The 12,505-nt window shown below is 41.6% G+C and carries 12 protein-coding genes and 1 riboswitch; of the genes, 2 read left to right on the top strand and 10 right to left on the bottom strand.

Annotation, left to right across the window (positions count from 1 at the left end; translation table 11 throughout):
- Nucleotides 1-2: 2 nt before the first annotated feature.
- Entirely contained in the window at nucleotides 3-1,220 is a 1,218-nt protein-coding gene (locus EKM81_RS03685) for a CCA tRNA nucleotidyltransferase (RefSeq protein WP_125648592.1), read from the bottom strand.
- A 40-nt stretch (nucleotides 1,221-1,260) separates the two neighbouring features.
- Between EKM81_RS03685 and EKM81_RS03690 the strand changes: the two genes are divergently transcribed.
- Nucleotides 1,261-2,163 (top strand): YitT family protein, encoded by a 903-nt coding sequence (locus EKM81_RS03690; protein WP_379881039.1) that lies wholly within the window; start codon nucleotides 1,261-1,263, stop codon nucleotides 2,161-2,163.
- Between the two features lie 6 nt (nucleotides 2,164-2,169).
- On the opposite strand, the gene EKM81_RS03695 is transcribed toward EKM81_RS03690, so the two are convergent.
- The 8 genes from EKM81_RS03695 to EKM81_RS03730 all read right to left on the bottom strand — a co-directional run bounded on the left by EKM81_RS03695 (nucleotide 2,170) and on the right by EKM81_RS03730 (nucleotide 10,856).
- Nucleotides 2,170-3,441, bottom strand: coding sequence for a tetratricopeptide repeat protein (locus EKM81_RS03695; protein WP_125648595.1), 1,272 nt, complete (start codon nucleotides 3,439-3,441; stop codon nucleotides 2,170-2,172).
- Between the two features lie 369 nt (nucleotides 3,442-3,810).
- Nucleotides 3,811-4,086 (bottom strand): HU family DNA-binding protein, encoded by a 276-nt coding sequence (locus EKM81_RS03700; protein WP_125648599.1) that lies wholly within the window; start codon nucleotides 4,084-4,086, stop codon nucleotides 3,811-3,813.
- A 216-nt stretch (nucleotides 4,087-4,302) separates the two neighbouring features.
- On the bottom strand, nucleotides 4,303-5,613 hold the full coding sequence (gene der / locus EKM81_RS03705; protein ID WP_125648602.1) for a ribosome biogenesis GTPase Der: 1,311 nt from the start codon (nucleotides 5,611-5,613) through the stop codon (nucleotides 4,303-4,305).
- Nucleotides 5,614-5,712: 99 nt separating this feature from the next.
- Nucleotides 5,713-6,930, bottom strand: a complete 1,218-nt coding sequence (gene rpsA, locus EKM81_RS03710) for a 30S ribosomal protein S1 (RefSeq protein WP_125648605.1) — start codon at nucleotides 6,928-6,930, stop codon at nucleotides 5,713-5,715.
- A gap of 92 nt (nucleotides 6,931-7,022) precedes the next feature.
- A complete protein-coding gene (cmk, locus tag EKM81_RS03715; protein WP_125648607.1) occupies nucleotides 7,023-7,691 on the bottom strand; it encodes a (d)CMP kinase in 669 nt (222 codons plus the stop codon).
- Nucleotides 7,692-7,754: 63 nt separating this feature from the next.
- Complete coding sequence (locus EKM81_RS03720; RefSeq protein ID WP_125648610.1) at nucleotides 7,755-8,348, bottom strand: LysM peptidoglycan-binding domain-containing protein; 594 nt, start codon at nucleotides 8,346-8,348, stop codon at nucleotides 7,755-7,757.
- A 94-nt stretch (nucleotides 8,349-8,442) separates the two neighbouring features.
- Nucleotides 8,443-9,891 carry a RecQ family ATP-dependent DNA helicase gene (locus EKM81_RS03725; RefSeq protein ID WP_125648614.1) on the bottom strand — a complete coding sequence of 483 codons (1,449 nt, stop codon included), beginning with the start codon at nucleotides 9,889-9,891 and terminating at the stop codon, nucleotides 8,443-8,445.
- Entirely contained in the window at nucleotides 9,888-10,856 is a 969-nt protein-coding gene (locus tag EKM81_RS03730) for a hypothetical protein (RefSeq protein WP_125648616.1), read from the bottom strand. The genes EKM81_RS03725 and EKM81_RS03730 overlap by 4 nt, the downstream gene beginning before the upstream one ends.
- A 32-nt stretch (nucleotides 10,857-10,888) precedes the next feature.
- Between EKM81_RS03730 and EKM81_RS03735 the strand changes: the two genes are divergently transcribed.
- Nucleotides 10,889-11,137, top strand: coding sequence for a ferredoxin (locus EKM81_RS03735; protein WP_125648619.1), 249 nt, complete (start codon nucleotides 10,889-10,891; stop codon nucleotides 11,135-11,137).
- 341 nt (nucleotides 11,138-11,478) lie between these two features.
- Here the strand turns inward: EKM81_RS03735 and EKM81_RS03740 are convergent, their stop codons facing one another.
- Nucleotides 11,479-12,072, bottom strand: a complete 594-nt coding sequence (locus tag EKM81_RS03740) for an ECF transporter S component (RefSeq protein WP_125648622.1) — start codon at nucleotides 12,070-12,072, stop codon at nucleotides 11,479-11,481.
- 108 nt (nucleotides 12,073-12,180) lie between these two features.
- A riboswitch (FMN riboswitch) is annotated at nucleotides 12,181-12,298 on the bottom strand.
- Nucleotides 12,299-12,505 lie beyond the last annotated feature (207 nt).

Consider the following 12,505-nt stretch of genomic DNA (forward strand, 5'->3'; position numbering starts at 1 on the left):
TATCATATCATATCGCGTAATCGTTTTCGCGACCAATGAATCAAGTCTGACTTTTGATTTTCAACGACCCCAGTTAACACCGCTGTTTTCACCGCAGCTAACAATTGACCTAATTGTGGTCCCGGCTTAAGACCTAATTGTTGGATCAAATCACCGCCGTTCAGTGCTAATTCATGGTCATTCTTGATTGGGAGTTGCTGATAAGCGGCCGTTAATTGTCGAAAATCAGTCTGCCAAGCTAAATTAGCACCAACTGCAGTTAACCGTTGTAACATTTTAGGGTCAGCTTGATATAATTCACTTGCCGTTAATGTCCGGTTTTGCTTTAACAATTGACTAAAATTCCAAGCAGCTAAAGTATCCTGCTGAACTTGATTAGCCGTTTTCCATTGCCGAAGTAATTGCTGTGTCTGCTGATAGGTTAAATTCATGGCTAAGGCCAGCAATAACCAAACGCTAGTCTCATCAGGCAATGCTTGGGCGTCTTGCTGGGCAAAACCAGGTCGGGCTGCTGACCGGTTTTTAAAGAACGGTGTGTGTTGGATCAAACCACTGCTAACAAACTGTGACCAACCTTGCTGCCAGTGGGGACTTAGCATCATTTTAACAAATTCACTGTGAATTCGTTCAACAGCAATTTTTTCAAGTAACGGCGCCATTTTAATTAGACTGGCAAAAGTTGCTGCCTCAATTCTAAAATCAAGTTGACTACTAAAGCGGACTGCTCGCATCATGCGTAAAGCGTCTTCGTGGAAACGTTCGTCACCATTACCGACAGCGCGAATCAAATGCGCCTGCAGATCTGCTAGTCCGGTAAACTCATCGATTACTAAACCATCGGCGCGAACAGCTAAAGCATTAATGGTAAAGTCTCGTCGTTGCAGATCTTTCAACAAAGAACGCACAAATGTCACATGATCTGGCCGGCGAAAGTCTTGGTACCCCGACTCCGTTCGAAAGGTAGTCACTTCATAGTTTCGCTGATGCCAGCGCACCGTGACCGTGCCATGTTTAATGCCCGTATCAATCGTTGTTGGAAAAATTGTTTTAATCTCGGCTGGAAAAGCACTGCTAGCAATATCAACATCCGCAATCGCCTTTCCTAGCAAGTGATCACGCACCGAGCCACCAACAAAATAAGCTTCATATCCATTAGTTGTTATTTGTTGTAGAATAGGTAGTGCCTGTTCAAATTCTAAAGGAAATTCTTTTAAATACATTAATAATTACACCTATTTCTTAATTCAGGGAGTTATAAAAATGCTTAAACAGTTACAAGAAAAATCTTGGTGGGCCACTGCCCAATCAGTTTTTATGATTAGTTTTGGCGCGCTTTTTTATGGCTTCGGTCTGGTAGCCGTCAATATTAAAAACAATTTGGCCGAAGGTGGCATCACCGGGATCACCTTGCTTTTTCGCGCTTGGTGGGGCATTGATCCCGCCTATACGACAATTCTACTCAATATTCCCCTCATTATTTTAGGCTACCGTTTTCTCGGACGCAAAGGGTTAATTTTTACAATTTATGGCACCTTAGCCTTGTCTGGTTCCTTATGGATTTGGCAACGGGTTGCTTGGGCACAAACAATTGATTTACATCATGATTTATTTATCGCTGGGGTGCTCGCCGGCATTTTCGGTGGGTTTGGCTCAGGAATGATTTACCGCTTTGGTGGGACCACTGGTGGTAGCGATGTACTTGCGCGGATTCTCGAATTAGAGCGCGGAATTCCGATGGGTAAAACCCTACTGATCATCGATGTATTTGTTTTATTAGCCTCATTATCATATCTAGATATTGAGCACATGATGTACACCTTGCTGGCATCTTTCGTTTTCTCGAAAATTGTTGACGCCACTCAAGATGGCAGTTATTCAGCGAAAGGAATGCTGATTATTAGCAAAGAGAATCAGCAAATCAGCGCCGCGCTAATGAGTGAGCTTGAACGTGGCACCACGTTTTTCAATGGTGAAGGTGGCTATCAACATAATCAACAACCAGTTCTTTACTGTGTGGTTGCGCCCAGCGAAATTGTTGCCGCTAAAAAAATTATTATGCAACTCGACGAGTATGCCTTTATCAGCATCATTGATGTTCATGAAGCTGTTGGTGAAGGCTTCACCTATCTGCGGCCGCGAAAATCAATTTTCAAACATCATTAGTTCGTGTTATTCAGCTTGGTCTGCTTCTAAATCTAATAATAATTGGGTATATTCAGGATCATCAGGAACTAACCGTAAATATTGTTGTAAAGCTAATTTTAGCGGTTTAGTTTGTCCTTCCTCCTGTAGGAAATTGATAAACTGCCGCATGAAATCAGGATTATCTTTTAATTCAGGATAAGCTTGAAAATAAGCACTATTGGCTGCTTCAACTTGATCCAAATGATCGTAGGCGACTGCTAACTCCCAAGCAACTTGAGGATCAGCTTGATCTGCCGTTGCCAGCGGGGCTAACAGATCAATTACTTGCTGATAGTGGCCCTCGCGTAAAACGATGGTACCTAACAAAGCACGCAAACTCTCAGCGTCATTATCAATTGCCAGTCCCTTTTGCAAAAGGTCACTGGCTTTTTTAGTAGCGCCGATTTTCAAAGCCGCTTCCGCACCTAAACGATACAAATTCAAATTGTAATCGTCATAGCCTAAACCAACTTGTGCTGACTGCAGAGCATTAGCTGGCTGATCAGCTGCTAATTCGCTGGCAACTAAGGGTTCGTACAAGCTGCTATAATCAGAATTTTGTTGTTGTAACCGCGTCAACGTTTTAATTGCTGCTGTTTCCTGATGCAGATTATGTTGCAACACACCCAATTGGAAAAGCTGTTCATCAGTCGCTAAATTCTTTGTTAAGGGCGTTAATAGCGCAACAGCCTGCTCGTACTCACCTAACCCTGCCAAGGCCTCAGCACGCCGCTGATCAATTGATACTTGCGCAAAATAAGAGATTTTCTGTTCCGCAAGGCGTTGATAAGCAGTTAGTGCTTCTTGATAGCGCCCCATCGTCAAATATAACTCGCCTAAAGCAAAATCAACCACCGGTTCATCTGGCAGCAAGACTTGTGCTTGTAATAATTTTTGTTCACTAACTTCTAATAAATTTAACGTTTGATACAAGTCAGCAGCCGTTAATAAGCTTTGCGGATAAACTGGTGATTCTGGTTTAATCTGAGCTAGCCAATTAAGTGCCTGATCTGTTTGATCATCATTAATTGCCAATTCTGCCAACATCAAACGGGCCTCGTCAGCATCAGGATCTTGCTTTAACAATTGTTTAGCAATTTGACTACTCTGTGCACTGAACCCTAACGCCTGCAATTCCTCGGCCAAATTAAATAACGTTTCTGGATCATCATTGGCTAACGCCTGTTTAAATAAGTGATCCGCCTTTTGTAAGTCTTGTTCATCTAATGCTGCTAACATTTTTTCTGAATAACTCACCTTAACGCCTCCTTGAACTCATTCCTGCAAGATTGCCCCAGCAAATCACTAAGCAATTTGCTAACGCAATAGGAGCTGATTTCCTTGATTCTTTTCTATTATAACGAACTTTAGTAACAGGACCAACTACCAATTATTGGCAGAGAAGCAGCAACAAACTTTGCCCGCTTAAATTGCCCTTCAATCAAAGCTTGTTAATCTATGTAAAAAAGTATCCGCATGTCACTAGAGACATGAAAGTCAATATTCTCAAACAGTTGGCGGATTCCGGGTTTTGATTAAAAGTTCTGCGTCTTTTCTGCGTCCTTGGCACATTTTAGCAAAAAAATAATCCGTCGAAGCAATTGCCCCAACGGATTAATCATATACTTATTTAACTGCGTCTTTAAGCGCCTTACCTGGCTTAAATGCAGGTACTTTGCTTGCAGGGATCTTAATTTCTTCACCTGTTTGTGGGTTGCGACCCTTACGAGCTGCACGTTGACGAACTTCGAAGTTACCAAAGCCGATCAATTGAACTTTTTCACCATTAGCAAGCGTTGATTGAATAGTACCGAAAACTGCATCAACAGCTGCAGTTGCATCTTTCTTAGTTAAACCAGTTTTAGTTGCAACGCTATCGATTAATTCTGCTTTATTTGCCATGTTGATTTCACCTCCCGCAGCTGAGCTTTGCGCTAAGCATGCCAATTCTTTTTTTGTTGAAACACAGAAACAATGACTTATAAGATCATTATTCCATTGATAAAGTTATCATAGAAACGCCGTAACTACAAGCTTTTTCGCAAAAAAAATTGTATTTTTAACGAAAAAAGGCGAAATCTTAATAATTTACTCCTAAATCAGGCCAAATCCTTGTGCCTACTTACGTTTCCGGGCAATCAAGCGAATCGGTGTTCCAGCAAAATCAAAAGTTTGTCTTAATTGATTAATTAGAAAACGCTGATAAGAAAAATGGAATAAATCAGGGTCATTAACAAAAACCACAAATGTTGGTGGCTTGATAGCAACCTGAGTCAGATAGTAGACGCGTAGCCGATGTCCCTTCACATTTGGTGTTGGTGTAATTGCCACCGCCTTAAGTAAAACATCATTAAGTACTGAAGACTGCACTCGCCGTTGCTGGTTTTCTGAAACAGTTTTAATCATTTCAGGTAATTGAATTAAACGTTGTTTTGTTAATGCCGAGACGAAAACGATTGGCGCGTATTCCAAATATTGTAATTCACCGCGTAATTTTTCCGTAAACTCAGCCATTGTCTTGGTATCTTTCTTAACCAAGTCCCACTTATTGACCACGATAATAATGCCACAGCCAGCTTCATGAGCATAGCCAGCGACTTTCTTATCTTGCTCTCGCAAACCATCTTTACCATCAATCACAAATAAAACCACATCAGAACGATCGATGGCACTTTGCGCCCGCATCACAGCATACTTCTCAGTTGCTTCATAAACACGACCACGTTTGCGAATTCCCGCCGTATCGATCATTGTAAATTCTTGGCCGGATTCATCGGTAAATTTAGTATCGATTGCATCACGAGTCGTCCCTTCAATTTCCGAGACAATCACGCGATCCTCACCTAACATCGCATTAACTAATGATGATTTACCTACGTTAGGTCGACCAATTAAACTGAATTTAATTGATTGATCATCATCGTCTTCGATCTCAGTGGGAAATTCTGCCACGATGGCATCCAATAAATCACCAAGACCGGTACCCTGCGTACCAGAAACCGGTACTGGATCACCGAAACCTAAGGCATAAAAGTCATAAATATCTTGACGCTGTTCGGGATTATCAGCTTTATTGACGGCTAAAACGACCTTTTTATGAGCGCGATATAAAATCTGGGCAATTTTCTCGTCTGCGTCAGTGATACCTTCGCGAGCGTTGACTAAGAAAACAATCACGTCAGCCTCATCGATGGCAATATCCACTTGATTGCGGATTTGTGTCATAAACGGCTGGTCCGCAAACTCGATCCCACCAGTATCAATTAAACTAAATTCATGATTCAACCAAATACTATGGGTATAGATTCGATCCCGAGTTACACCAGGGGTATCTTCGACAATCGCAATTCGCTCCCGAGCAATTCGGTTAAAAATGGTCGATTTACCAACATTAGGCCGACCAACAATGGCAACAACAGGTCTTGCCATTGAACCACCTCATTTCTTTTCTAGATTCATGGCGCCAAGCTAAGAAAAAAGAGTCGAACCAGTTTTAGGTCCAAACTCTTTTCATCAAGAAGGCACTAATTATTTGTCTGAATCGTCGCTGTCATTCTTCAATGCATCACCAATCATTTCGCCAAGACTGAAACCATTGCTAGTTTCAGGCATTTCGAAATGTTCGTTGTTATTGTGGTCAGCAGCTTTTTCTTCAGGTTCGCCTGGCTTTTCAGTTAAGGCTTTGATTGATAATGATAAGCGTTTGTTTTCTGGATCTTCGCTTAAAACCTTAACTTGAACTTTTTCGCCTTCCTTTAACACATCATTAGGTGTAGCAATGTGTTGATGAGAAATTTGCGAAATATGAACTAAACCTTCAACACCAGGAGCAACTTCAACAAAGGCACCAAAAGCTGTTAAACGTTTAACAGTTCCTTCGATTGCTGAACCAACAGGTGCGATTTCAGCGATTTTATCCCAAGGTCCTGGTTGTAAAGCTTTCATTGAAAGTGAGATGCGATCTTTATCAGCGTCAACACTTAAAACTTTCACTTTAACATCTTGCCCGACTTTCAAAACATCACTAGGCTTGTCAACATGATCATGTGAAATCTCAGAGATATGAACTAAGCCGTCAATGCCGCCTAAGTCGATGAAAGCACCAAAGTTAGTCAAACGAGCAACTTGACCTTCAACCACATCACCAGGTAATAAATTAGCGAAGATTTCAGCTTTCTTAGCAGCTTTTTCTTCCTTAACGATTTCCCGACGTGATAAGATCAAACGATTTTCGCTTGGTTCGATTTCGATAATCTTAACTTCGAAGCTTTGACCAACATATTTCTTCAAGTCGTCAACATAATGATCATCAACCATTGAAGCAGGAATGAAGCCACGCACGCCAGCATCAACGACTAAACCGCCCTTGACAACTTCGCGAACCTTAACTTCAAGCGTTTCGCCAGCTTTGAATTTATCTTCAATTTCTGACCAAACTTTACGAGCTTCTAAACGACGCTTAGAAAGTAAGTAGCTACCATTTTCTTTATCATGGCCTAAGCCAGCTAAAACAACTAAGTCAATGACGTCACCGACTTTAGCTTGGTCCTTAATATCTGCATTGCGATCAGCTGTTAATTCCTTTAAAGGAACAACGCCTTCGACGCCGGCATCCTGAATACCAACGACTAATTGGTTGTCATCAATGGCTAAAACTTCACCCTTGACAACATCCCCGATTTTTACTTCATGAACGCCATTGAGCGCTTTTTCCATTTCGCTTTGACTATAATCTTGGTCTGACATGAATTATTCCTCCTGCACTATAACATCATACTAATTCTAATAGAAAAGCCGCTAACAAGCTAGTAAAAAGTACTAATTCTTGTTAAAAACCACTATTTTTTTCGTTTTTTTGCTAAAGTAACGATTTTTTCCACCACTTCCGCAATTGTTAAGCTGGTGGTATCGATTTCAACGGCATCATCAGCCTTGGTTAAAGGTGATACTTGTCGATGAGAATCTTTATAATCTCGTTGCTCGATTTCTGTTTGTAATTGGTCCAAGGGGGTCATAATTCCCTTGGTAATATTTTCAGCGTAGCGCCGCCGAGCTCGTTCGGCTGCAGAAGCCACTAAAAATATTTTTAATTCAGCAGCTGGTAAAACTGTAGTCCCAATATCGCGACCATCCATCACAATATCATGACCACTGGCAATCTCCCGCTGTTGCCGAACTAATTCCTCACGAATTTTTGGTAATGCGGACACTTGGGAGACATTATTGGTAATTTCCGGCGTACGAATTGCTAGTGTCACGTCTTCCTGATTCAAAAAAACTGGTTGGTCCTCGCCTGGATGAGCAGGTTTAAAAGAAATTTTTGATTTTTCTAAAACTGCCAAAATACCAGCTTCATCACCATACGCTAAATGATGTTCTTTAGCCAACACTGTTGCGGCGCGATACATTGCCCCAGTATCACAATAAATAAAGCCAAGTTTTTGGGTAACACGCTTGGCAACAGTACTTTTACCAGCTGAAGCTGGCCCATCAATTGCAATTTGCACTAATCTTCATTCCCTAAACATTTGAATTTGATCTAACAAAACTAATCACTCACTAAGCAACAACTATTTGATGCGCAGTTGTTGACCTGGTGCGATTGCTGAACTGGATGTTAACCCATTTAAACTTAACAATTGATCCAAGGTTAAGCCATTATTAACAGCAATTCGATATAAGTTATCGCCTGATTTAACGGTATAAGTTGATCCAGTCTCAGCAGTTGAGCTACTTGCAGCGGTTGAACTAGATGATTCAGTAACAGGTTCACTGGCGCTCTGCTCAGTAGATGATTCCTCAGTACTAGAAACGCTGCTGGAGCTTGCTTCTTCGCTGACGGAACTGCTAGATTTAGTGCTGGATTTCTTCGTTTCAGATTTTTGTGACTTCACTGAAGATTTAACCCGACTTGACGATGACACCACGATTTGTGGACTTTTATTGTCATTTTGGGCAGCGACCCACATCCAAATAGTGCTACCAATCACTGCCAGCAAAATGACCACTAGAATCGACACAAACACAATATTATTGCGTTCCTTCTTCTTAGTCGCCACCCGTGATAACTTTCCGTTTTCATCACGATCACTGTCAAATGTATTTTCCCATGGACGGGCTTGTTGATCATTATTTTGGCTATTTTTCTGATCCTTTTGACTCATGTCTTGACCCCCTATCTGTCTAGATACAATTCTAGCATAATCCACTCTGAAATTTCTTAAAAAAACTGATAAATCGTAAAAAAGGCAGATTCAGCTAATCAAACAATTTTGCTAAGACTGTTTTTAAATCAGTTAATGGTGGCTCTGAGCTGTTTTTAACTGTTGCCTCGACTAAAGGGAGCCGCTGTAATAATGTTGTCAACGACTCCTGATCACTTTGACTGCAACACTGCTGATCATGTTGAATCACTGGTGGTTGCTCATCAAAATAGTCACATAGTTGTTGCCGTAAACACGTTTTCGAATTCAAAAATTGCCAAAATGCTTGTCGCTGTTGCGCTCGTAGTCGACTAGTTTGCTGTAAAATATCATTAACTTGGGCCACTGGCAATTGTGTTTGGGCATATGCTGCTAGCACGCCTAACTGCCCATCATTTAATTGTTGCCGATCATCAGGATGAGCAAAAAAATTCTGAATTTCGGTTGACGTCAGTTGGCTATTCTTGATTCGTTGTCCTTGTTTGGCAAAATCAAGCTCGTCAACAAAAATAACAGTTAAAGCCAGCTGACCATCACGACCAGCGCGACCGATTTCTTGTAAATAGTTTTCAAAATTTGCTGGTAAGTCATAATGAATGACCAACCGTAAATTACTTTTATCGATACCCATTCCAAAGGCATTCGTGGCGACAATAATGCCCAATTGATCCTGTAAGAAAAGTTGCTGAATCCGATAACGTTCAATTCCTGATAAACCGCCATGGTAATAGGCAATTGGCCGCGCAGTTTTTAGCTGAAGATACTGAGTCAAAGTTTCAGCTTGATGGCGGGTCGCCACATAAATCAACGTGGGCACACCTAAAGCTAACAATGGTTCTAAGCGGGCATTTTTATCAGCTGGCTGCGTGATTCGCTCCAAACGCAAAAAAAGATTGCTGCGATTAACCGAAGCACGATAATGGGCTGTCGTCGCTGGTAACGCTAATTCACGCTGAATATCTTGAAAAACCCGCGGTGTTGCCGTTGCCGTTAACGCCAAAGTTAATGGCGGTTGTAGTTGCCGCCGAACTTGTCCTAATAACAAGTAGCTTGGGCGGAAATCCGGTCCCCAACTAGAAATACAGTGTGCTTCATCAACAACGAACAACGCTAGCGGCACCCGCTTAATGGCTTGCTGAATAAAGGGTTGTTGCAACGTTTCTGGGGCCACAAACAAGAATTTATATTGGGCTAACTGCCGTAAAATCTGCTGTTTCTCTCGCGGTGTTAATTGACTATTTAGCACGGCCACTGGTCCTAAATGTGCATTACGAATTCGTAACGCTTGGTCAGACATTAAAGAAATCAAAGGACTTACCACGAGAATTAGGCCCGATAAATGTGGGGCCATAAATTGATACAAAAGTGACTTACCACTCCCAGTTGGTAAAACGGCAATGGCATCCTGACCAGCCAAAAGGGCCGCGATTATTTCGGCTTGACCTGGACGAAATTGCTGATACCCAAAACGCTGTTGTAATTCATCAGTTAATGGCACTGTCATTTTTTAAGGGTTCCTTTCTCCAAACTAGTTAAATGGTTCGCAAAAAAGCCGTGCTCATCCTCGTGCTTAAGCCATTGAATCGTTGCATTTTCGAATGGAAAATTAGGCATTAAAATCGCCGCAATTAACAGATGCTCCTTTAAAGTACTTGCTTTGATCCGGCGTTGGCGTTCGATTTCAGACCAGCTTTGCCCAGCCAAAACTTGCTGATAAGTTTGCCACGCACTTCGCGATAACGGACTCTTAGGTGCTGGCAACAAGCTATTTAACAGTGGCCACTGCGACGGATTTTGCTTCAGCACTTGTAACAATAAACCTAAACTATTGATTTGTGCAAGCTGCAAGCGCAACAGCGATTGTGACCGCAATTGCGCTAAATGTTGACTAGTTAATCCCGGAAAACTTGAACTGCTAAACGAATTAGCCAATAATGTTCCTGCAGTTTCGGGTAATTCAGTTAAACTAGTTTGGAGTTCACCCTTGAAAGACTGCCAGTCATGTTGGGCCCAATAGCGCCACCAAATTCGCAATTCCCGCTGAACTTGATAACTTTCTGTTAATGGTTGATATTGTTGCACCTGATGCCACCGATTACTCACAACTTGCACACCTAATAATAGGCGCTGCCATTGTAATTGCCAATCACCGAATTGCCAGTAATCATAGGCTTGAGGCCATTGTCGAGCCAAATTATTTTGCTGGCAGATTAGCTCGCCGGCCGACGTTAAAACTGCTGTCGCGTCTGTCTGATCAAGTTGCAACCAACCAGCCTGTTGCAAACTGACTAATTGCGCTTGAAATTCTTGCTGGCTTAATTTAGGATAAAGATGAAAGTAGTTGAGCAGGCCGTAATCACGCAATGCCAATAAGTTTGAGACAGTTTGCTTGCCGGCTAGCCCATAAAATATTGCCTTATAACGTCGCGGCGTGGTTGCAAAAACCGCTAATAATAATTGATTATCCAACAAATTCACCACCTAAATCGAGGTTAAAATCTATGTATACCCGGGTTGTTCCAGAACAATGTATTGCCTGTGGCTTATGCCAGTTAAAAGCACCAGAATTATTTGAATATGATGAAGAAGGCGTTGCTTATGTTAAAATTGATAATAATCATGGCACGACACCAATACCAGCGGCATTAATGGCAAAATTCAAAGATGCCTACACAAGTTGCCCCACTGGCGCGATTCTTCGTTCAGCCCATCCCTTTACATCGACAGCCACTGACGCCCCTAAACACTAACGGCTAGTTATTAATACTAGCTTACCATAAATTAGTCGTTGTGTATGCCGACGCCAAAACAAACCCATAATCGTGGTATTACTTACCTTAAATCGACCAAGGGCAAAAATTAAATGATTAAAACAACTATGTCAGCTTATGACAAGCGCAGTGAACAGTAATATAAAATGAGCATCTGGCAAAAAAGCCATCAGCCGATGAGCCTTAACGTAAAATGCCGAACAATTCGTTAGAATTGCTCGGCATTTTTGCGTCAAGCGGAACCAGTTGCCTTTTGAGAACACGTTTCAGCAACGATTCGGCCTTATTTAAATGATTGATGGTCAATGAATACCTTGTGATTACTTCTGATGAAATGATTGATATTGTCCTTGTAGCCAAGTCCCCATTTGCGCGTAAACCACGGTAAAGAGTCCGACCACTAGGACACCCTTAATCAGATTAAAAGGCACAATTGCCAATAAAACATATTTCAAATAATCCATACCTAATTTAAATCCGGTTACTTTTAAATACAATGGCGTCAATACAAAGTAGTTTAAAACTGCCATGACTACTGTTAATACCAAGGTACTGCTAATAATCAATAAAATTCGTCGCTGCCAAGTTAATTGCCCCTTTTGTTGCTTTTGCAAAATTATCTGCGCCAACAAAAGAATTGTCAAACTGGCAATCACCGAACCTAATTCACCAATCAATGACTGTGCTGAAAAACCAGTCATGACCAAATGCAATAGTGCACGAATCAACACGACACCCGTTGCACCACCAAAACCAAAAATTGCTAGCCCACATAAGGGGATTAAATCACTAAAATCCAGCTTGAGAAATGGAAAAGCGAATAAGATCGGAAATTCCACCAACATCAAGAGATAACTGATCACCCCAAAAATACTAACACTAACCGCCAAACGCAAATGCTTACCATTGTGCACTGTAACCGTCTCCTTTGAGAAACAGCTGTCTTCGTGCAGCCCCTCTTATGAACAAAAAAACTGTTAGTCAGGGTTTTGACTAACAGTCTAATTATGTATCACAAAAAAGACTGTCTTCTTCCATCTAGACTATACTATCGGTTCCGGAGTTACACCGAATCAGCCGCTTACGCGGGTCGCGGACTTTACCGCCGGTCGGGAATTACACCCTGCCCTGAAGACAAACTATTATTATTTAAGTACCTGATTAGTATAGCATGAAGCACCAACTAATAGATAGCTAAATGCGTCTGTTTTTCCCATTAAGTTAGACTTAACCGGCAACTCAGCGCCAAACAATCTTGGCGCCGTAGTTGGTAAGCGAGTAAATATTACACGGCTATAATTCACAACCGCCATTGTCTAGAATGAACTTGTATCAATCATTCAGATC

This window comes from Lapidilactobacillus gannanensis (genome assembly GCF_003946675.1).
Classification (GTDB): domain Bacteria; phylum Bacillota; class Bacilli; order Lactobacillales; family Lactobacillaceae; genus Lapidilactobacillus; species Lapidilactobacillus gannanensis.

What these genes read in the sequence shown, in the direction of transcription:
- der (WP_125648602.1), bottom strand. Translation starts at nt 5,613, where the DNA reads ATGGCAAGACCTGTTGTTGCCATTGTTGGTCGGCCTAATGTTGGTAAA.
- EKM81_RS03700 (WP_125648599.1), bottom strand. Translation starts at nt 4,086, where the DNA reads ATGGCAAATAAAGCAGAATTAATCGATAGCGTTGCAACTAAAACTGGT.
- EKM81_RS03685 (WP_125648592.1), bottom strand. Translation starts at nt 1,220, where the DNA reads ATGTATTTAAAAGAATTTCCTTTAGAATTTGAACAGGCACTACCTATT.
- EKM81_RS03725 (WP_125648614.1), bottom strand. Translation starts at nt 9,891, where the DNA reads ATGACAGTGCCATTAACTGATGAATTACAACAGCGTTTTGGGTATCAG.
- EKM81_RS03735 (WP_125648619.1), top strand. Translation starts at nt 10,889, where the DNA reads ATGTATACCCGGGTTGTTCCAGAACAATGTATTGCCTGTGGCTTATGC.
- EKM81_RS03690 (WP_379881039.1), top strand. Translation starts at nt 1,261, where the DNA reads ATGCTTAAACAGTTACAAGAAAAATCTTGGTGGGCCACTGCCCAATCA.
- rpsA (WP_125648605.1), bottom strand. Translation starts at nt 6,930, where the DNA reads ATGTCAGACCAAGATTATAGTCAAAGCGAAATGGAAAAAGCGCTCAAT.
- EKM81_RS03720 (WP_125648610.1), bottom strand. Translation starts at nt 8,348, where the DNA reads ATGAGTCAAAAGGATCAGAAAAATAGCCAAAATAATGATCAACAAGCC.